Below are 20889 nucleotides of genomic sequence, written 5' to 3' on the forward strand. Positions count from 1 at the left end.
TTGTGAAACGAACGACTAAAGGTTTGGCAGCAACTTTATTTTTAGCAATCCCACTTGCCGCTTGTGGTGATGATAGCACGAATCAAGCAGATACGACACGCTGGGAAGAGATTCAAGAAGAAGGCACATTGACAGTCGGTACAGCCGGTACCCTCTACCCCGCTTCTTTCCGTGAAGAAGAGAGTGACACGTTGACAGGATTTGATGTCGAACTCATGAAAGAAGTCGCCAAGCGTCTTGACCTCGAGATCGAATTCAAAGAAATGGCATTTGACAACATGTTGACGAGTGTACAGAACGGTCAAATCGACGTGGCAGCGAATGATATCTCGGTAACAGAAGACCGTAAAGAGAAGTTTGCCTTCTCAAAACCGTATAAATACACATATGGGACGGCCATCGTTCGCAAGAGCGACCTCTCTGGAATCGAATCACTCGAGGACTTGAAAGGTAAGAAAGCCGCTGGTGAGGCGACGACTGTCTTCATGGACGTGGCTCGAGAATATGGTGCAGAAGAAGTCATCTATGACAACGCGACGAACGATCAGTACTTGCGCGACGTTTCAACAGGACGGACCGATGTCATCTTGAATGACTATTACCTTCAAACGTTGGCCCTTGCCTTCTTCCCTGAGTTTGATATCACGATTCACCCGGATATCGCCTATAACCCACAAGAAGTCGCTTTCTTGATGGATAAAGAAAATGACGAACTCCAGGAGAAGATCGACCGTGTACTAGATGAGATGCTTGAAGATGGTACGGTCAAGGAGCTATCTGAGCAATTCTACAATGGCGCGGATGTTTCGGTAGAACCAGACGTAGACGCAACAATCGTCGAAACGAAGTAATGACGGCATGACGTTCTCAGATATTAAATGGGACGCCATCTTTGACGTAGACCTGGCGATTCAATCATTTCCTTATCTATTGGGTGGATTACCGAATACGCTTTGGATTTCGTTCGTCAGTATGTTTTTTGGTCTCTTGCTCGGTCTTTTGTTGGCGCTCGGGAAGTTGTCTCCGACACGACTCCTTCGATACCCGTCAACTTTCTATATCTCGTTCATGCGTGGCGTACCTATCTTGATCATTCTGTTCATCCTCTATTCAGGATTCCCGTTCATCGGGATCGAGTTCGCCGCTTTGACGGCAGCCATTCTCGGATTCAGTTTGAATTCCGCCGCCTATATCGCTGAAATCATTCGCTCCTCGATTCGTGCGGTCGATGACGGACAGGTGGAGGCGGCTCGTTCACTCGGGATGGGGAAATGGCTAACATTGAAGGGGGTCGTCTTACCACAGGCGACTCGAATCGCCCTTCCGCCGCTCTCGAACGTTTTTCTCGATTTGATTAAAGCCAGTTCGCTCGCCGCGATGATCACGGTACCTGAGATTTTCAACAAGGCCAAGATCGTCGGTGGTCGGGAGTTCGACTACATGACAGTGTATATCGTCGTGGCGTTGATTTACTGGGCAATCTGTACGTTCATGTCCTTCTTCCAAGAATGGCTCGAACGTCATTTTGAACGATATTTAGATACTCCGAAACGTTGACTGACTGGCTTATGCCGGTCGGTCTTTTTTAGTGAATTGGATTTTTGATACATCTCCTGAACCGATTATGCTATGATTTTCTTAATTATCAGAAAAATATAGGGGGATTTTGAATGAACCATCCATGGGTTTCACATTTGAATGATCAAGTCATTGGTCAATCGAAAGCCATCAAGCTCGCTTCGATTGCGCTACTCTCGGGAGGTCACGTTTTACTCGAGGACCGTCCCGGCACAGGCAAAACTACACTCGCCCGTAGTTTAGCAAGCTCTATCTCGGCGACATTCCAGCGTGTACAATGTACTCCGGATACATTGCCGAGTGACATATTAGGAATGGAGTTGTTCAATCCGACGACCGGGGCGTTCGAACGCCGGACGGGTCCGATTTTCACGTCGATTCTACTTGTCGATGAGATCAACCGGACGACACCACGTACACAATCTGCGTTGCTCGAGGCGATGCAGGAACGTCAAGTGACACTCGGGGAAGTGTCGCTCAAGTTACCGGAACCATTCTTTATGATTGCTACACAAAACCCGTTCGACGGGCAAGGGACGTTCCCGCTCCCACAGGCTCAATTGGACCGGTTCTTATTCAAATTGACACTTGCTCCCCTCTCACGGGATTCCGAACGACGACTGATTCGCAATGAGCATCTCGCTTCAGAATCCTTCTCTCTGCAACAGGACGAATTGTTAAAGATGCAGCAAGAGGTACGAGATGTCCGATTCCACGAGGCGATGGAAGATTACTTGCTGGATTTGATGGAATCGCTCCGTCACCATCGCGACATCGAGGTCGGACCAAGTCCACGAGCGACGCTCGCGTATACGATGGCGGCTCGGGCTCATGCCTATATGGAAGGACGGGACTATGTCTCACCGGAAGATATTCGGGCACTCGCACTTCCGATTTTAGGGCATCGAATCGTCTTGACAATCGAAGCGTCGCTGAAGACGAAGCCGTCAAAGTTGATCAAATCTGTACTCGAGACCATCCCGGTCCCTTCAGAGGTGTAAGATGCAGTTAGTCAGCCCACGCTATCTCGAGTCCGGCTATATGTGGCTCCTGTTCGTCGTCGGCGTCTTCACGGCACTTTATGGGAACGTCTTGATTGCGAGTCTATTGATCGGTTTCAGTCTCTATGCACTGGTCATGCCATCTTTCATGTTTCGATTGGCAGAACAAATCCATGTCGACCTCACAGAAGAGATGAAACTCTTTCCGAACGACGAGGCCGTCTATGTCTTGAAGCTCGTGTCGACGGCAAAAGTACCGCTTGGCGTCGTCCGCCTATCCGGCTATTTGCATCCGACCGTGGAATCAGAGGGACATGCGTTTTGGCGTCAGGAGAACTTTGTCGAGACGAATGCGACCGTGGACTTCACAATCCCACTCCATGCGAAGAAGCGTGGTCCCATCCGCCTTGAAGCCATCGGGATGGAAATCCGGGATCCGTTGCGCATGTTCTCGCTCTATAAAGAGGACTCACTCCCGCGCATCGGCTACGTCTTCCCTGAGTTTTCGCCCTATCCGATCCCGAAACGTCCCCCTACTCTCCCTGGTGAGGAGATGGTCCGTCATAGTGCCTATCGTGACCCGGAGACGTTCCAGTCGGTCACCCCGTATCACGGGCAACCGATGCGACAGCTATATTGGTCTGCCTATGCGAAGACGGGCGAACTGCTGGCCCGTACCGAGCAACCGGTACAAGCGAATGAATATGTCATCGTGCTCGACTTGTTGACGAAGGATGGGCGTGCCCTCACCTATCAGATGGAGCGCCTCATCTCGCAAGCGGCCGCATTATGTCGCGATTTCGAGAAAGAAAATGCGAGTTACGGTCTGATTGTCCCGACGCTCACGAAGGATGGAATCACGTATGACCTTCAACCGGGAAGTGGCGAGGTACATTTCCGGAAGATCATGACGACATTCGCTTGTCTGTCCGAGAGTGATTTTCCGCTCGCTCGCTCCTTGTTTGAGCGAAAGGTCGCCAAATATAGTGGGAATCAATCGATTCTCCGCTTGGGAGGTGACGGTCAATGAGATGGTTGTGGTGGGTATTCGCAGCCTTTTACATCGGACATGTGTTTCCGTTGCTCTTCTTATTGACACTTCGTCTCCCTCGGAACACACAACTGATTGTACAGACGATCATGAGCGTCGGTGCCCTCTATTTCTCTTATGAAATGAGCATCTTGTTGTTGATTTTCACATACGTTCATGCGTTCATTCGGACGTTGGATTGGACGGACCGTTATGCGATGGCGAGCGTATTGTTTTTGGTGGCAGACTGGTTATTCCCACCGGCAACGCAACCGCTCGCGATGGTGCTCTTCCCGTTCATCTTTTTGATTTGGCAACGAAACCTGTATTACCGTCGCGATTACAAGCGGATGGTGACGATGTTGACCGTCGGCTTAGGCATCGGACTGACTGTCTCCCTCGTCATTCGTACAATCAAAGAGCTGTTGTTTGGCAATGTCGTCGCCTGGATCACTCCGTTCTTTCTGTGGATTGGGAGCTGGTTTGATGGCATCGTGCTTGACCCGAACGATCGCGTGAACCGGTTCCTCGTTCCGGACAACCCGAACCTCGATGCGGAGACGGTGGCACAGGAGACGTTACTCGAGTCGGCATCGAACAACTCGTTATTCTACATCGGAGTGTTCGTGATGATTCTGCTGCTTGGGGTAGGATTGTTCTTCTACTTGCAGAAGCGAAAAGACATCCAGGAAGACGGGATGATTCCGAGGAGTATTCACCATCCGACACTTTCAGATAAGCGGATCGTCCGCTCGCCTCGCCAGATTCGCCTCCTTGAGACGGGACGGAAGTTGGAACAGCAGCACCCGCGTCTTCGAGAGGAGACGGTGGCTGATTGGCTTCAGCGAATCGAGTTCACGGACCACAGGCTCTATGCAGATTGGTTAGAGGCCGCAGAGTATGGAGACAAGGAAGCGCCACAAGCAATCAGCGATTCCTTCGAACGACTCGTCGAGCAAGTGAAAAAACGCTAAAAAACATCCGGCAGAGGAGATTCTTCTGACCGGATGTTTTTCATTATAAAATCGGACTGAGGAGGCGGGACACACTCTCCTTGAAGCGGATCCAACGTGTCCTCGATTCATATCGCTCAAGGGTTAGCCGCTCGGCACGTGCCTCGTCTCGCTCGAACGCATCGATGACGGACGTTGCGACGTCTTGGTCGAAGACGAGCGCCGAGATTTCAAAGTTGAGGCGGAAGCTTCGGGCGTCGATGTTCGTCGTCCCGATCGATGCGACCTCTCCGTCGATGACGAGCGTCTTCGCATGAAGGAAACCTTCCTCATACGTGAACACTTCCGCCCCGTAGCGCACGAGCTCTGCCGCGTTCGCATAGGTCGCCCAGTAGACAAACATATGGTCGGGCTTGTTCGGAATCATCAGTTTGATCTTGGTGCCCGCCATCAGGGCGATCCGACAGGCATCGAGGAAACTTGCATCCGGTATGAAATACGGTGTCTGAATGTAAATACATTCTTTTGACTGCGTGATCATTTTGACGAGCATATTTTTTAAATGTTCTGTCGACGAGTTTGGACCCGATGTCACGATTTGAACCGGGGACGCATGACGAGCAATCCCTTCGATCGGCCAAACAAAGTCGTCTTTCTGTGCCTTCGTTCGTGTCGGGACAGAGCGATTCCAATCCAGGATGAATCGTTCTAATAATTCCTTGACGGCGTCGCCGGAGATTCGTAAGTGAACATCTCGCCAATAACCGAAATGCTCATCCTTTCCGAGATACTCATCCCCGACGTTGAAGCCGCCGATATAGCCAAGATCACCGTCGATGATACAGAGCTTTCGGTGATTTCGATTGTTGACGCGGAAGTTGATGCCGAGTTTAGATGGGAAAAATGATTTGACTTCCCCGCCGTGGGCCAGCAGGTCCTTGAAATGTTTGTGCCTGAGCCCCCTCGATCCTACCGCGTCATAGAGGAGTCGGACACGTAACCCTTGTTTTGCCTTTTCCGTTAATAAGCGAATTAACGATTGACCGAGGGCGTCATTTTGGATGATGTAATATTGAATGTTCACTTCTTTCGTCGCGCGCTCGATGTCTTGAAACAGCTGGTCGAACTTCTCTTTTCCATCGTGAAGGACACGAATGTCGTTGTGGAAAGACATCATCGCATTCGTCGACACGAGGTTCAGTCTTGCGAGTCGTCGGTGTTTCAATAGAAGTGGATGATTGAACGGTGCCGTGGATTGGTCCAATTGGTCGAGCTGCTCCGCCACATGATGATGGTACGCCTCACGTTTCTCTTCTTCTACTTCATAAAAGTTCTGAGATTTGATCAATCGACCAAAGAAGATGTAGACGAAGAAGCCGATGAGCGGTAAGAAGAAGAGGACAAGTAGCCACGCCCATGTCGTTCCGATGTCTCGCCTCTCAAAAAAGATGATCGTGATGGCGAACGTGAGATTAAGCAGTAAGATGAGCCATGTCAATATGACGATAATGAGTCCGATAGTCACTTCCATCGTATCCCTCCCTTTCCTTCAATTCTTACCCGAAATCAGACAATCTTAGCAAATGTTTTTCATGATTTGGGTATACATTAATGAAGAAGTGAAGAAACGGGGGAAGCTTATGGAAGACATGATGATCGGCTTCAGCTTACTTGTCCTCATCGGTGCACTTTCGCAGTTACTCGCTTGGCGTTTTGACTTCCCAGCCATCTTGATTATGACGGTTGCCGGGATTCTCGTCGGACCGATTTTCGGTTGGTTGGAGCCGGATCGGATACTCGGTGAGCTGTATAGCCCGCTCATCTCCATCGCGGTGGCGCTCATCCTGTTCGAAGGAAGCCTCAGTCTCGAATTCAGAGAGATTGATGATTTACGGAAATCAATCTTTCGACTTGTCACGGTCGGGGTGTTCGTGTCCTTCATCTTGACCTCGATTTTACTCATCATGATTGGCGATTTTCATTGGTTGCCGGCATTTACGCTCGGTGCCATCTTCGTCGTGACCGGACCGACCGTCATCATTCCGTTACTAAGGCAAGCCAACTTGTCAGCACGTCCGGCTAAAGTCTTAAAATGGGAGGGAATCATCGTCGATCCGCTTGGCGCCTTGATGGGATTATTCGTCGTCCGCGTAGGCTTCATTTTCTATCAGAACGATGGACTCGCGAGCCACTTGCCATTCTTTTGGTCCTGTATCGTCGCCGTCGCCTTTGGGATTGCCGTCGGACATCTATTGATTCGCTTATTCGGGAATGAGAAAGTCCCAGAATATTTACGGACGACGTTGACGTTCTCCGGAGTCCTTCTTGTCTACTCCATCAGTGAATGGGTCATGAGCGAAGTTGGGCTATTGGCTGTGACGGCAATGGGATTGACGATGGCGAACTCCAAACATGGACATCTCCACATTTTGAAACAACTTCGTGAATTTAAAGAAAATATCTCTATCTTACTCGTTTCCACCGTGTTTATCATTTTGACCGCGAGCTTGACGCGCGATAGTTTGCTCGCCATCTTCGACTGGCCACTCCTCCTGTCGATTCTCGGAATCTTATTTTTAGTCCGTCCGATCTCGGTACAGACGTCGCTCATCCGTTCCCCGTTATCGATGCAAGAGCGGGCGCTCATCAGCTGGATTGCCCCTCGAGGCATCGTCGCGATGACGGTGACCGGTTTCTTTGCGCAAGAGATTTCCGAACTCGGGATTGAAGATGCGGAGCGGATGTTGCCGATCACACTCGGTTTAGTCGTAACGTCTGTCGCCCTGCATGGACTGACGATTAAACCACTTGCCAAGCGACTCGGACTGACGAAAGTGAAGAATCCATGGGAAAAGGCGTAGACAAAAAAAGACACCGCCCGATGGCAGTGTCTTTAATCAGCTTGAATTAGTTCAAGACTTTGATTGTGATTGATTGGCGACCGAAAGCAAGTGCTTGCTCTTGTGTCGGCATCAAGATATCGATTTTATTTCCTTTGATGGCACCACCAGTGTCTCCTGCGATGGCTTCTCCGTATCCTTCAACCCATACTTTAGAGCCGAGCGGAATGACAGAAGGGTCAACCGCGATGACTTTTTGGTTCGGGTTCGAACGAACGTCGATTCCTGTCGCTGTGATACCAGAACATCCTGCACAATATGGTGTATAAGCTGTTGCTTCCACTGTCATTGTCTGACCTGAAGCCGGAGCTTGGGTTTGCGTTGTAGACGATGCAGTTTTCGTAACTGGTGCTGATGTCGATGTCTTCGGTGTTGTTGTCTTCGCATCATTCGCTACAGATGCAGCGGCTGCACCTTTCACGGCGAACTCTTGTCCAGGGAAAATAAGATCTGAATCAAGACCGTTCCAAGTCATCAATTGATTGACAGAGACCCCGTGATTCAATGCGATACGATAAAGTGTGTCGCCTGATTTAACTGTATACGTTTTAGATGCAGTAGAAGCTTGTGATTTCGCTTCTGCCTTTCCAAGTTTCAAGACTTGGTTCGGATAAATCATATTTGAGTTTAAGCCGTTCGCTTGTTTGATATCATTTACAGAGACGTTGTTGTTCACGGCGATACGATAGAGTGTATCTCCAGACTGAACTGTGTGTGTTGATGCTGCCGAAGCTGGAGCAGCGACTCCTAAACTAAGGCCAGCGAGTGCCGTTAGTGTCAATAGTGGTTTTTTCATAAGAATATTCCTCCCTTTTCTAACGCCCCCTTACTGTAACACCTGTATATTTCACAGCGATTACAGGACGATATGAGAGTGTTATCAGTTCATTTACAGAACAATTCATGAGGATGAGAGGATTCAGAAAATTGTTTTAATCCATAAAAACGGCTTTCTAGAGCCGTTCTAAGATATAATAAGGAGAGAAATAAGGAGGTTTTGGTCTTTGGAACTATTACTGCTATATTACATTGTGACTAATTTACTAGCGTTTGTGTCATATTTTGTCGATAAACGACGGTCTCGCGTCGGAGCTTGGCGTATTTCGGAGCGGACTTTGCTGACGATGGCATGGATTGGTGGGGCGTTCGGTGCTTATGTGGCGATGCGTGTCTTCCGACATAAGACATTGAAGCCGAAATTCCGGATTGGGGTACCTGTCGCGATTCTCGTGCATGCTGCGTTTACCGGTTGGCTGATTTTTTAAACTCTTATCTTATATAGAAGAAACTCGATTGTATCTTTTAATGAACGATGATTAAAAATGTCAGATTCGTCCCAGTTCATGCTCAATTCAAAGTGTTTCTCCGTGAACAATCGAAATGAAATGTCGGGAAATTTCCTAAACGAGGAGGATGGCTCTTTTGAAGAGTATCGAGATGATTCGTCACGGATCATTGACATTAAAGGTGACTGATCACTTCACTGTTCTTTTTTGCAAGTCTGGGACGTCCGTGATTCGAGTGAACGGAGAAAGCATCACCCTTCATCCAAGAGAGGCCGTTCTCTTGGCACGAGGACAAAGTGTTATGGTGGAGAAAATCGAAGAATCGTCGCAGATGAGGCTTCTTGAGTTTGATCCGGACGAATTGTTCCATCCCGAGTTGGCGAAACGATATGTAACACCGTATCTTACTTCCAAAAAATCCATACATATGTTAAAGCAGGAAAGAGTGAATCAATCGATCATTCAGACGATTGAACGCGCTGTGCAACATCTATCTGCGGACGGATCGCTCGCATTGATGGATGCCACACTGCAGTGTACGGTCATCTGGCGCTATTGGATTCAGCAAGAGGGTGAAGTGATGAAGAATGAGAACAAACGGGTGAGCCTTCGTCTGATGCTCGCTTACATCGAGTCTCATCTAGAAGATAAGCCCACGTTAGCTCGAATCGCGACTGCAGGTAATGTAAGTCGCAGTGAATGTTGTCGGTTGTTTACAACGTTCGGGAACACTTCCCCACTTGCTTATGTCCAAGTTAAAAGAATGGACCGGGCCGCAACTCTATTAATGGATTCGATTGAATCGGTTGCTGACATCGCCAATCGCCTGAGCTACTCAAGTGTCAGTCACTTCGTACAGGCATTCAAAGCACATCATTCGATCACCCCGCTCGCCTATCGAAAACAATACCAAAGGAAAAGAGCCGAGTAATTTCGGCTCTTTTCCTTTATCTTGCGGTCCACCCACCATCTGCCTTCAAAACATCACCATTCACGAAGCTCGAATCATCCGATGCTAAAAAGAGGGCGACGTTCGCGATTTGTTCGGGCTCACCCATCGGCGCTTCCCCCGTACCTTGAATGGCACGCATCCCGAGTTCACTCGGTGCCGTGATCGTTGACCCGATATTCGTATTCACCCCACCCGGTGCGATGGCGTTAGCCCGAATCTTGCCAAGCGTGCCATGGGTCGCCGCGATGTTTTTCGTCAATCCGATTAACGCATGTTTCGATGCGACATACGCCGCGCCACCGCGAGTACCGAACAGTCCTCCAACGGACGCATTGTTGATGATGACGCCACCACGGTTCTGCTTCTCCATCACTTGGATGGCGGCACGTGAAAGTTTCATCGGTCCGGTCAAATTGACACCAAGAACTTTATCCCATAGTTCATCCGTCACTTCGCCCACCGTCAGGAAGTTGTCCATGATTCCCGCATTATTGACGAGAATGTCGACCGACCCGAACGTGTCTTTCGCCGTACCGACGAGGTTGTCGATATCCGTTTGATTTGTCACGTTACCAGCAATGCCAAGAGCTTCCCCACCCGCTGCTTTGATTTCATCAACTACCGCCTGCACAGCATCTTCATTCAAGTCGAAGGCGACGACCCGTGCGCCTTCCTGCGCAAACAGTTTGGCGATGGCACGCCCCATGCCTGAACCTGCGCCAGTGACAATTGCCGTTTTCTCTGAAAGCTTCATTCCTCATTCCTCCTTTAAAGGTCAGAACGTATACGATGTGTGATGACAGTAATCTGCCTGTCACTATGTTATACCCACATTTGTTTAGGAGCATTGTGAGAAAGATGGCGATTTTTCTTCAATTGATTTCCAATCATCTTTATACTTGAATAGAAGCCACTCTACATAATAAAGGAGAGATGACGTGAGACAATTCCATGCAACCGTCCATGGTCGAGGTGAACCGGTTCTTTTTCTTCCCGGTGGGGGGTTCACTGGATCACAAGGATTACAGTTTGTCGAAGCCTTACATAAAACATTTGAAATCCACCTCTTAGATTTACCTGGTTTTGGTGAGAGTGAGGGACTACATACATATGCGACCTCAAAAATACTCGCAGATTGGATCGAAGCATACCGAACTTCACGACAACTGGAGTCCATTCGTTTGATCGGACATTCGATGGGGGGTGCCATCGCCCTGGCGTATGCGGTCCATTACCCAGACCAGGTCAGACGTTTGATTCTCCTCGACCAAGGACATAAGCCGAATGCCATGATTCCGTTTCGTGAATATGGCATCTTCGGCTTTACCTTTCCGCTTTTACGACTACTGTATCACCACTCACCACGACGCCTCTTGGACTGGGTTGAAACGAAAGTGAACAAGAGTGACCCCACGTTTTCTGAACAGCAGTTCCAACTATTCTGTCGACGAATCGGAGTCGTGCCGACGTCATCGATTCGTTCTGCTGTCGAGCAATCGGCCCGTCTTTCGACCGGTGGCTTACATTTGTTGTTTGGTTATGATGGACTGGACTTTAACGATTTGTTACGACGCGTCCAAGTCCCGACGCGCCTGTATTATGCGGATTTCACGGGGATTGATTTGAAGGAGGCGAAGCGAACGCTCCATCATGTCAAACGAGCGGAACGACACCTTCACCCCTCTGTACAATTGATTGCTGTATCAGGTGGACACTTCGTTCAGTGGAGTCGTCATTTCTCGATGGAAAACGTTAAGCGGTTCTTACATACATAAAAACAAGACAGCGGAAACCTCTCCGCTGTCTTGTTCGTCATGATACCCAGTCGTGGCGCTTTAGCCATTCATGAAGTTGGTGGTGAAGCTCGGGATGGAGCGGCTCACTGAGTTGTAACCGATATTGCTTTTTCACGTCCAAAATACTCATTTCTCCGTCAAAGTGCTTCAACATAAGGATATGATTCATTATTTCTTTTCAACGACGCCTCGGACAATCGCGAAGAATAAACGGTTCGGGAGATAACGCTTGAGCGCGATCAATAGTCCCGCTTGTTTACCTGATGGATAACGAAGTCGTTTCTTCCGTTCGGTCGCGGCTCGCCAAATCGTCTTGGCGACGACGTCTGGACCTTCAGCGTTCGCACCGGCGGCATTTGTGTTATGGAGTGCGACTTCTGTGTAGTCATCATATACATCGAGCGGTTGGTCACGGACGAGTTCTTGGGAACGACCGTAAAAGTCTGTCTTAATCGGCCCCGGCTCAATCAATTTCATGTCGATATTGAACGGTGCCAACTCGAACTGAAGCGATTCGATGAATCCTTCAATCGCCCACTTTGAACTGTGATACAAGCTATAGATTGGGAATGTGATCTGTCCACCGACGGAGGAGACGGTCACAATTCGTCCGCTCCGCTGTTTGCGGAAGTATGGGAGTGCTGCCCGAATCACATTCATGACCCCGAATACGTTCGTATCAAATTGCCGCTGAATCTGTTCGGGAGAGGCTTCCTCGAAAATTCCGACCGCTCCGTATCCAGCATTATTCAACAACACATCCATCGTTCCATGATCCGAGACGATTCGTTCAAATGCCTCTCGGATACTCGACTCGTTCGTCACATCTAGCTGATAGAGCGACACCCCTTTTAGGTTAGACAGTTCTTGATGGTCTTCAGGTCTTCGCATCGTCGCGGCGACATGCCAGCCTCGTTTGCTGAACAGTTCGACCGTTGCCCGACCGATTCCGCTCGATGCTCCTGTGATGACGATGGTTTGTTTTTGCTTCATATTCATTCTCCTTTAATGTTTATATGTTTAAACTTTTAAACGCATTAGTGAAAAAGAAGCCTTTCTCTCTGTTTCCAAAAAGAAAGGTTATAAGATACATTCATCTTCAATCGCACGTGTCAGTGCCTTCAGCAGTCCGACCGCATCTTCAAGTGTCAGGAAATAAAAGTTCTCTGTCCCGACTTTCTCCGATGAAACGATGCCCGCTTGTCGAAGTAGTTTGAGATGATGTGAGATGGCTGGTCGAGACAACTCAATCTTTTCATCAATCTGATTGACGTTCAAGCGTTCATGTTTAGCGATTTCGACGATGATACGTTGACGATTGACGTCGGCTAATACTTGGAACAACGGAATCGCATCTTCAAATAAAGATAACGATACTTCGGGTGTAACATCTGTTCGTTTCATATTCATCACTCCGTTTAAAAGTTTAAACGTTTAATCCTATACTAAGAATACTAGGTGTTTTACCTTCTGTCAACGAAGTTGTTCGTAGATTTCTCGAAGAATGCTTGCAATCATATGTTTAGAGTCATAATCCCGCTTGGATATTCGGACGAGCGGCGATGGTTCGGGGAAGAGTTGGGCATTGATGTCGTCAATCGTATAGCCTGCTGCAGTTTTCGTTATCACGTCATCGATCAAACGTTCTAGATAATCGAGCTTTTTGGTCAGTTGCTCCCTTCCCTGTTCGAGACGCCCGGCATGCTGACAGTACACCTCATCAAAATCGAGGGACAGGACTCGTTTGAGCGAACGAATCTGTTCAGGGACAGACTCCTCTGGAATCATCACCTTCGGATACGGATGGACGAACAAATCACCCGAGAACAGTCGACCGTTCTCCTCGTCGTATAAGACGACGTGATTCGGTTCATGACCAGGTGTATGGATTACCTGATAAGTATGATGTTCTGATGTGATCTGATTGTCATAATAGGCAATCGGCTGAAACGGTTCCGGGTCTCCTGAGAAGCGTGCCCGATAATCTGGGATATCTAGCCCCGTCCGGCACATGTCTCTGGCGGATTCTCGTATGTAAATTGGGACACCGTATGTCCGTTCAAGCCAGGCTGCCGTTCCGATATGGTCTTCATGGGGGTGCGTGATGCTGACAAGATCGATTGGAACCGACTCATAAAACGGTTGAAGTTCGGGTAGCATCGTGCGTGTTCCCGTATCGATGAGCATCCCGTCGATATAATACACATACATCGACATCTCGAATGGACCGTTCTTTACGTTGGCACAAACAGCCGTCACCGGTCCATAGTTCTTTATTTGCATCAGGCTTCCCTCCTGGATCGTCATTTTCTACATTATAGCGAAAAAAAGCAAAGACCTGCAGACATTTCACAGTTCTTTGCTCACCCTTATTTAGAGATTCTCTCCATTCGTCGCAATGACCTGTTTGTACCAGTCGAACGAGTCTTTCTTCATCCGCTCCATCGATCCGTTCCCTTCATTGTCACGATCGACATAAATCATCCCGTATCGCTTCTTCATCTCTCCCGTCGTGAACGAGACGATGTCGATGATGCCCCAAGGTGTGTAACCAATCAAGTCGACCCCGTCATAAATGACGGCTTGCTTCAATTGTTCGATATGGGCCTTCAAGTAATCGATTCGGGCTTTGTCATGAATCTTTCCGTCGACAATCTCATCGACGGCACCGAATCCATTCTCGACGATGAAGAGCGGAATTTGGTACCGGTCATAGAGTCGGTTGAGCACATAACGGAGTCCGACCGGGTCAATCGCCCATCCCCAGTCACTCGACTGGATATACGGGTTCTCGACCCCATTCGGCAGACCACCGTTGACGATATCGCCACTGTTGTCCGCGACGACGTCACTCTTCACGGTCGTCGACATATAGTAACTGAAACCGAGATAATCGACCTTTCCGTTCTGTAAAATCTCTTTGTCCCCTTCGAGGATTGGGATGTTGTACCCTTCCCGCTCGAACTCGTTCAAGGCGTAACTTGGATAAAACCCACGAACTTGTACGTCCGGGAAGAAATAGCGTTGACGCATCATCTCTTCGGCGAGCATGACGTCATCTGGGTTTGATGAATACGGATAGATCGGGACGTGAGAGACCATGGCACCAATCTCAAAGTCAGGATTGATGGCTTTCCCTTTGGAAACGGCGAGAGCGCTCGCGATCAGTTCGTGGTGTCCGGTATGATACATGACTTCGCGGGCGTTCTCCCCTTCTTCTAGGAGGACACCAGAATTCGTCCATAAGAAGAGCGGATTGTTGACGTCCATCTTGTTGTTGATTTCGTTGAACGTCATCCAGTATTTGACCTTGTCTTTGTAACGGTCAAAGCAGACCTCAGCGAAGCGGACGAAATGCTCGACGACTTCACGATTTCGGAATCCCCCGTATTCACGGGCAAGGTGGAGCGGCATCTCAAAATGCGACAGTGTGATGATCGGTTCGATGTCGTGTTTGAGTAGCTCATCGAACAAGTCATCATAAAATTGGAGACCCGCCTCGTTCGGTTCTGCATCATCACCATTCGGGAAGATGCGGCTCCATCCGATGGAAGTACGTAAACATTTCAATCCCATCTCAGCAAAGAGGGCCACATCTTCTTTATAACGATGGTAAAAGTCAATCGCCTCATGGTTCGGATAGAACTCATTCGGTTCGACCTTGTCTGTGATCCGGCGAGCGACGCCGTGTGCTCCCGCCGTCAAGACATCGACGACACTCGGACCTTTGCCGTCAGCGTCCCAACCACCCTCGAATTGATGAGCGGCAAGCGCGCCTCCCCATAGAAAATCGTTCGGTAATGTCTTCATTGTAAGTCCTCCTTCACATGAATCGTACACGTCAAGTATAATTGTACCGGTACAATTGTACAAGGTCGGTACATTGAATTACTTTTGTTTTTTCATGATATAATAGAACCAGTGACGAAAAAGTGAGGAATGACCATGCTAAAATACCAACAAATCGCGAATGAAATCGAACAATATATTAACGAACAACAGTTAAAACAAGGGGATAAGCTCCCTGTCCTGGAGCAGATGATGAATGAATATGCAGTGAGTAAGAGCACCATCACGAAAGCTTTAGAGCTGCTCGAACGAAAAGGGGTCATCTTTCAACTGCGGGGAAGCGGCATCTTTGTCAGACGACATAATCGACCCGGCTATATGAGCCTCTTCTCCACCCAAGGATTCAAGAGCAATCTCGGAGACCGTGTTTTGACGTCTGGTGTGATTGATGTGTCTGTTATGAAACCAGATGCGTTGGTGGCCGAGAACCTCGGGATTGGCGTGTCTGACGATGTGTACCGGGTCGAACGGGTGAGATACGTGGACGGGGAAGTGCTCTGTCATGAGGAATCCTATTATGTGAAAGCCATCGTCCCTTATTTGAATCGCGAGATTGTGGCGGACTCGATTTTCGATTACGTGCAATCGGCGCTCGGCGTCACGATTGGGTTTTCTGACATGTATCTACAGGTCGATCGATTGACGGAAGTGGAGGCAGGCCACCTCGGATTGCAAGAGAATGACCCGACACTTCGCATCGAAACGATCTTTCATCTGACGAACGGGAAGCCTTTCGACTATTCACGGATCACCTACCACTACGCACATTCACAGTTCGTCATTCAGGCGAACGGACCCTATATGTGAAGAAACCCTTCATGCGCGCATGAGGGGTTGTTCGTCGCGAGATGAATATCACTTCACGACCGGGAGATTGACCTGATCGACCCAATCGTCAATGAACCGACGTTGATGTTGATGTAATCGTGGTAGGTCTTCTCTTGAGAAAAATCGATGTTCGTGACTTTCGTCTGTCAATTGAGCGATTTCTCCTGAGAATGAATGGGTGTAAAAGATGACTTGAACACTATAGACGCGATCGCCGTTTTCATAAGTGGCATAGCCCTCATCACCGGAATAGATTCCAAACAGTTTCAAATTATCCACGGAGAGCCCCGTCTCTTCGAGAGTTTCACGGATGGCTGTCTCTTCAAATGATTCCCCAGGCTCCATAACGCCACCGGGGATTCCCCAAACATGATGATCTTTTCGGTGTTGCAACAAAATTTGATTGTCCTGTTCGATGAGGACTCCACATCCTACAGTAATTAATAGATTCGATCCGATTAATTGACGCATATGCTGTATGTAACTCACTACACTACCCCTCTTTATTTAGAATTCAAAAAATCTTGATCTCCCCATTCACATGATCAATGAAATAGTACGTATCGTTAGCATCATGTGCGAGTATGAAATTTCCTAGTATATTTGGATGAAATTCAATAGTGAACGTCTCAAGCGTCTGCTCGTAGGTCGGATATGAAAGGGACTGCCACACATTCTTCGCCTTCGGAATCTGAAGCTGAGGCAATAATTCGTCTTCAATCAATCCCTTCCAATCTGGGTTATGCAATATAAAGCGAAACACGTTTTCAACTGGAGCAAACGTCCCATTTAAACCAAACGCCAATTTGATGGGAAACGCGCCTCTAACCACATGTTCAAAAAATGTTTCCATTTGGACAATACCAGTTGTCGCGACACGTTTCACTTGGTTTCCTTGAAGCGTCAATCCGTCTTCGTAATAGCTCAGAATCCAATTCCTCTCTCCTCTTAAGACGATGACCTCATTTGAAGAGAGCGTCAATTCCGACTCTAACACCTCACGATTTTTGATGGTTTTGGTCGTCACAAGCTCTTCTTCCTGACTTTTAAAAGAGAAGCGACGTTTTCTCGAATCCCTTACAGTCCGCTTACGCTCTATAAGTAATGGAAACTGTTCATTCTCCAAATGGCGAAAGATCAAGTAGGTTGCTTCTCTGTCTCTCAATGCATGACTCGGTATGACCACTAATTCTAATGGATTATGATGATTGGATAAGTCTTTTGACATCATGTTGCTTTTCGTCTCTTGAGGAACCAATATCCGAATGGCAAAATCGCTAACACCGCAAAGCCAATCAATCGATTGGTGCTCGATGTTGGCTTGTTTGATTCTGCTTCATCCGAAGAGCCATCCGCTCCATCCATCACCCCTTCTTCGGCATTCCCTTCAATACTTTCATGCTCTTCAACCAATAATACTTGAAACGCCTCAGTTGAAATCTCATCTCCGCTAATCATCTGTTTTGTATTAGATGTCAACGCCGTCAACATGTCCCCATCATAATCAAACCAAGCCGACGCTTCTGAGTATTTCACGAGATCGCCTTTTACGTCCGTCAACGCTTTCGGTGTTTCTTTGTCTGAACCGAACGTTGAGAACGCATATGTACCCGCTGCTTGTTCATATGTTCCGATCACGTTGACCGGTTCGTCATCTTGAAAGACGGTCGCCACATATTCTTTGGTTGGGACGAACGTACATGTTTCTCCCGTTTTGTAACAAGAGGAAGACGGTACGTACATCTCGAGAAGTGGCCCGAACGTGATGTTCTCACTGTCCGTCATATGATAATTAGCCGGTTCATCTCCCTGAATATGATCCATCACAATGTCATAAAAATATGCATCTGCAAAACGTTCCGCCGAAGATTCAGTCATCTCGGCTGATACGATTGTCGTGCTTGCAAGCAGTCCGACACAACATATGAGTAAGCTCGTCATTCGTCGCATGTGTTTCTCCTTTCATCACCCTGATGAGTTCAACATCATCGCGTGATTGATGTGAATCAATTCGGCGTGCGGCTGTTTGTGACGACTGACATATGACGTGAATCGCGATGACGCAACAAACGCGTTCGATTCATGAATCATCGCCAGTCGGACGAGAATGAGCCGTAATTGTTTTCTTCCTTCTCCCAGTGCAACACGGTCAACTTGGTAGTTTTTGTCGAGTCGGTTGATTAACAGCTCCACTTTACAATCTTCTTTGATCAAGTAAGAGACCCAATACGCCGTCTGTTGAATCAAGTCTTCATATTGCGCATGGAGCCCATTGCCGAGCGGACCGCTCAAATCAAGGGAAATCGTGAACGTGTCGAGATTTTGTCGTTCGAACACTTTTGCCTGTACATGACCGACCTTTGAAGTGGCGACCCAGTCAATCTGTTTAGCCGGTTCCTTCTCATATCGTTTTGCACTCTGAATCATCAACGGATCGTTCAACGGGGAGTGCTTGACGATACGGTCACCCATCCGAATCATGCGAGATTCGGTGATTGGTGACTTCGTGATGGTAGGTAACACAATCCATGAGGGCATATCCATCTCCTCATCCGTGAAAAAAAGAGTACCTAAATAAAACGGTAAGGTGACACGCATCACACACGTATGAATCGAAGCAGGTCCACGCTTCACAGCCAAGACGCTCACATGATGTATGTCCTGTTCGATCCTGGTGTCGTATGCCTGTGACCCGTCCTCGAATACCATCCGTTCATTACCCTCTAGTCGAATCAATAGCGGAACACCAAGGGCAATGATTCGCTTCCGAATAGTCATGATGATCAGCAATGCTCCACAGATATAAGAAACTGGCCATACATAGGGCATCCACATCGTGAGTAGACCGAGACTGACATAAGCCGGCCAGAGTTGGTCCTGAAGGATGGACGGCGAACTGATTTCGACCTGTCGCATCGTTACACCTTTTCAACCGGGACGGATACGGACTCGAGTACGTCCGCCAACACTTATCGCTTCGTCGATTTGATGTCCCCTTCAAGGGTAAGGGTCAAGCGGTGCGAGAGAACGTGTGGCGCGACGGCTTGGACGTCTTCGGGTGTGACGAACTGACGGTCGTTCAAGTACGCATAGGCTTGTGACGCTTTGACGAGCGCAAGCGTCGCCCGTGGGCTCGCCCCGACTTCGACTAACGGGTGTTGTCTCGTCTCCTGGATGAGTGCGAGCAAATACGTGACGACATCTTCATGAATTCGGATATTCTCGACTTCTTCTTGTGCTTCTAAAAAAGCTTCATTCGTCATCAAGGCATGTACTGTCTGTCTCGTCTTTGAAATCGTCTGCAGAATCAAGTTCCGCTCTTCGTCTGCCCAAGGATATCCGACTTGAAGAGACATGAGGAAGCGGTCGAGTTGGGCGTCCGGTAGCGTGAACGTTCCCGCCGACTCGATCGGGTTTTGCGTCGCGATGACGAAGAATGGTTTCGGTAGTTGATAGGTGACGCCACCGATAGAGACTTGGCGTTCTTCCATCGCTTCAAGCAAGGCGGATTGCGTTCTCGGAACGGCGCGGTTCACTTCATCGATGAGTAAAATATTCGTGAAGATCGGTCCGGTGCGGTTCTCGAACGTCTGGGTCTGCATATTGAAGAAGTCTGAACCGATGATGTCAGAAGGCAGCAGGTCGGCTGTGAATTGAATTCGAGCGAAGTCTGCCTCAAAGCTTTTGGCGATGCTTTTCGCAAGTAATGTCTTCCCCGTCCCAGGCACATCCTCTAGCAAGATATGGCCGTTCGCCAATAGCGCTGTGCAACATAATTTTGTGATTTCTGGTTTACCGAGGTAAATGCGGTCTAATTGGTCCAATACGTGTCGGATGGTCATGAGTTCGACTCCTTTTGTGTGCGTAGTAGGTATTCATCAAGTTGTTGGGTGAACGCTCGCTCACGTTGTGGTGAGATGTTTCCATCATCATAACGTGTCTCTAAATAGGTAAGTAGGGATGCATCGAGCTCGATTCGTTTCGCCCAAGTCGACAACGTCTCAGTTGGGCGACGACGTTTATATGGAGGTAACGCTGCTTCGAATTGAATCAACTGCTTTCGGATAGCCGATGCTGGTAATGGATGAACCGTTCGGTTTATCTGCATCGACGCGTTGTCAGAAGTCACTAGCGTGTGATCCTCGATATCTAACTCTCCCTCCTCGCTTTGTTTCTTCGAAGGGCGTCGTCTTTTCCAGAGCCACCATCCGAGCAAGATAATCATTCCGGTAATCATGTATGGGAGGTAGGAGACGCTGCTCGTCTCTTCTCCTGACGGGTTTCCGTAAGAAGGGGATTGGTCCTTGATCCGCTCTTTCGGTGTACCACCTGAATCCTCTTCTGAGTCAATCATTGCTCCGTCTGGGCCGTTCCCTTCTGGTTCTTCATCTGGCGCATCCCCACACCAAAAGTCGACATCCGTCACTTCGAAAATCCCTAAAAACTTTCGTTTGTCATGACAGTCGGTGACCCAACTCGTAATCTCGCTCCCTGAGATATCTAATGATTGGTAGTAACGGTATCCCAGTTGACCGGAATAGGAGATGAGTGCGACAAGTAGTAAGGAGAATAGAATCCCTGACACAAAAATCGTTTTGACTTGTTTCATTGGCGATTCCGTATATGTATATTCGGTTTCATCTCAAGTGACGGCTCCTCTCATAGTCTAAATCCTTTTTTTGGAAATAGGATTAAATGGATTATACCATGAACTTT

At 48.3% G+C, this 20889-nt stretch carries 24 protein-coding genes; 10 read left to right on the plus strand and 14 right to left on the minus strand.

The window, feature by feature from the left end; translation table 11 throughout:
* Positions 1-2: 2 nt before the first annotated feature.
* The 5 genes from KD909_RS07340 (at position 3) to KD909_RS07360 (ending at position 4583) form a co-directional block, all read left to right on the plus strand.
* On the plus strand, positions 3-851 hold the full coding sequence (locus KD909_RS07340; RefSeq protein WP_211782823.1) for a transporter substrate-binding domain-containing protein: 849 nt from the start codon (positions 3-5) through the stop codon (positions 849-851).
* A gap of 7 nt (positions 852-858) precedes the next feature.
* Positions 859-1557, plus strand: coding sequence for an amino acid ABC transporter permease (locus KD909_RS07345; protein WP_031423690.1), 699 nt, complete (start codon positions 859-861; stop codon positions 1555-1557).
* Positions 1558-1670: 113 nt separating this feature from the next.
* Positions 1671-2579 carry an AAA family ATPase gene (locus KD909_RS07350; protein ID WP_211782824.1) on the plus strand — a complete coding sequence of 303 codons (909 nt, stop codon included), beginning with the start codon at positions 1671-1673 and terminating at the stop codon, positions 2577-2579.
* A 1-nt stretch (position 2580) separates the two neighbouring features.
* Positions 2581-3609, plus strand: a complete 1029-nt coding sequence (locus KD909_RS07355; protein ID WP_012726320.1) for a DUF58 domain-containing protein — start codon at positions 2581-2583, stop codon at positions 3607-3609.
* Positions 3606-4583, plus strand: coding sequence for a hypothetical protein (locus tag KD909_RS07360; protein ID WP_211782825.1), 978 nt, complete (start codon positions 3606-3608; stop codon positions 4581-4583). Before KD909_RS07355 ends, KD909_RS07360 begins: the two co-directional genes overlap by 4 nt.
* Before the next feature lie 43 nt (positions 4584-4626).
* Here KD909_RS07360 and cls read toward each other — a convergent pair whose 3' ends face one another.
* Positions 4627-6093: a cardiolipin synthase gene (cls, locus tag KD909_RS07365; RefSeq protein ID WP_211782826.1), complete on the minus strand. Its 1467-nt coding sequence runs from the start codon at positions 6091-6093 to the stop codon at positions 4627-4629.
* Between the two features lie 109 nt (positions 6094-6202).
* On the opposite strand from cls, the gene KD909_RS07370 reads away from it, so the two are divergent.
* A complete protein-coding gene (locus tag KD909_RS07370; protein WP_211782827.1) occupies positions 6203-7423 on the plus strand; it encodes a cation:proton antiporter in 1221 nt (406 codons plus the stop codon).
* 46 nt (positions 7424-7469) lie between these two features.
* On the opposite strand, the gene KD909_RS07375 is transcribed toward KD909_RS07370, so the two are convergent.
* Positions 7470-8258, minus strand: a complete 789-nt coding sequence (locus KD909_RS07375) for a LysM peptidoglycan-binding and 3D domain-containing protein (RefSeq protein WP_012726316.1) — start codon at positions 8256-8258, stop codon at positions 7470-7472.
* Positions 8259-8466: 208 nt separating this feature from the next.
* Between KD909_RS07375 and KD909_RS07380 the strand changes: the two genes are divergently transcribed.
* Together KD909_RS07380 and KD909_RS07385 are read left to right on the plus strand one after the other, a co-directional pair.
* Positions 8467-8727 carry a DUF1294 domain-containing protein gene (locus tag KD909_RS07380; protein WP_012726315.1) on the plus strand — a complete coding sequence of 87 codons (261 nt, stop codon included), beginning with the start codon at positions 8467-8469 and terminating at the stop codon, positions 8725-8727.
* Positions 8728-8884: 157 nt separating this feature from the next.
* Positions 8885-9679 carry an AraC family transcriptional regulator gene (locus KD909_RS07385; RefSeq protein ID WP_211782828.1) on the plus strand — a complete coding sequence of 265 codons (795 nt, stop codon included), beginning with the start codon at positions 8885-8887 and terminating at the stop codon, positions 9677-9679.
* Between the two features lie 16 nt (positions 9680-9695).
* Here the strand turns inward: KD909_RS07385 and KD909_RS07390 are convergent, their stop codons facing one another.
* Positions 9696-10454 carry a glucose 1-dehydrogenase gene (locus KD909_RS07390; protein ID WP_211782829.1) on the minus strand — a complete coding sequence of 253 codons (759 nt, stop codon included), beginning with the start codon at positions 10452-10454 and terminating at the stop codon, positions 9696-9698.
* A 184-nt stretch (positions 10455-10638) separates the two neighbouring features.
* Between KD909_RS07390 and KD909_RS07395 the strand changes: the two genes are divergently transcribed.
* Positions 10639-11475 (plus strand): alpha/beta hydrolase, encoded by an 837-nt coding sequence (locus KD909_RS07395; RefSeq protein WP_211782830.1) that lies wholly within the window; start codon positions 10639-10641, stop codon positions 11473-11475.
* Between the two features lie 37 nt (positions 11476-11512).
* Here KD909_RS07395 and KD909_RS07400 read toward each other — a convergent pair whose 3' ends face one another.
* The 5 genes from KD909_RS07400 to bglA form a co-directional block, all read right to left on the minus strand.
* Positions 11513-11650: a hypothetical protein gene (locus tag KD909_RS07400; protein WP_211782831.1), complete on the minus strand. Its 138-nt coding sequence runs from the start codon at positions 11648-11650 to the stop codon at positions 11513-11515.
* A gap of 14 nt (positions 11651-11664) precedes the next feature.
* Positions 11665-12489, minus strand: coding sequence for an SDR family oxidoreductase (locus KD909_RS07405; RefSeq protein ID WP_211782832.1), 825 nt, complete (start codon positions 12487-12489; stop codon positions 11665-11667).
* 87 nt (positions 12490-12576) lie between these two features.
* Positions 12577-12900, minus strand: coding sequence for an ArsR/SmtB family transcription factor (locus tag KD909_RS07410; RefSeq protein WP_012726307.1), 324 nt, complete (start codon positions 12898-12900; stop codon positions 12577-12579).
* A 69-nt stretch (positions 12901-12969) separates the two neighbouring features.
* Positions 12970-13779 (minus strand): MBL fold metallo-hydrolase, encoded by an 810-nt coding sequence (locus KD909_RS07415; RefSeq protein ID WP_249199098.1) that lies wholly within the window; start codon positions 13777-13779, stop codon positions 12970-12972.
* 90 nt (positions 13780-13869) lie between these two features.
* Positions 13870-15306 carry a 6-phospho-beta-glucosidase BglA gene (gene bglA, locus KD909_RS07420; RefSeq protein WP_211782833.1) on the minus strand — a complete coding sequence of 479 codons (1437 nt, stop codon included), beginning with the start codon at positions 15304-15306 and terminating at the stop codon, positions 13870-13872.
* Between the two features lie 135 nt (positions 15307-15441).
* Here bglA and KD909_RS07425 point away from each other — a divergent pair, with 135 nt between their 5' ends.
* Entirely contained in the window at positions 15442-16152 is a 711-nt protein-coding gene (locus KD909_RS07425) for a GntR family transcriptional regulator (RefSeq protein ID WP_211782834.1), read from the plus strand.
* A 48-nt stretch (positions 16153-16200) separates the two neighbouring features.
* On the opposite strand, the gene KD909_RS07430 is transcribed toward KD909_RS07425, so the two are convergent.
* The 6 genes from KD909_RS07430 to KD909_RS07455 all read right to left on the minus strand — a co-directional run bounded on the left by KD909_RS07430 (position 16201) and on the right by KD909_RS07455 (position 20782).
* The gene (locus KD909_RS07430) at positions 16201-16662 is read right to left on the minus strand and encodes an NUDIX hydrolase (RefSeq protein ID WP_211782835.1); all 462 of its coding nucleotides are present in this window, start codon (positions 16660-16662) and stop codon (positions 16201-16203) included.
* Between the two features lie 25 nt (positions 16663-16687).
* Entirely contained in the window at positions 16688-17200 is a 513-nt protein-coding gene (locus KD909_RS07435; RefSeq protein WP_211782836.1) for a hypothetical protein, read from the minus strand.
* Between the two features lie 200 nt (positions 17201-17400).
* Complete coding sequence (locus KD909_RS07440; RefSeq protein WP_211782837.1) at positions 17401-18123, minus strand: hypothetical protein; 723 nt, start codon at positions 18121-18123, stop codon at positions 17401-17403.
* Positions 18124-18138: 15 nt separating this feature from the next.
* Positions 18139-19089, minus strand: a complete 951-nt coding sequence (locus tag KD909_RS07445) for a DUF58 domain-containing protein (protein WP_211782838.1) — start codon at positions 19087-19089, stop codon at positions 18139-18141.
* 53 nt (positions 19090-19142) lie between these two features.
* A complete protein-coding gene (locus KD909_RS07450) occupies positions 19143-20015 on the minus strand; it encodes an AAA family ATPase (RefSeq protein WP_211782839.1) in 873 nt (290 codons plus the stop codon).
* Positions 20012-20782, minus strand: coding sequence for a hypothetical protein (locus KD909_RS07455; RefSeq protein WP_211782840.1), 771 nt, complete (start codon positions 20780-20782; stop codon positions 20012-20014). The genes KD909_RS07450 and KD909_RS07455 overlap by 4 nt, the downstream gene beginning before the upstream one ends.
* Positions 20783-20889: the final 107 nt, after the last annotated feature.

It is taken from the genome of Exiguobacterium sp. PFWT01 (assembly GCF_018255795.1).
In the GTDB taxonomy this organism is placed as follows: domain Bacteria; phylum Bacillota; class Bacilli; order Exiguobacteriales; family Exiguobacteriaceae; genus Exiguobacterium.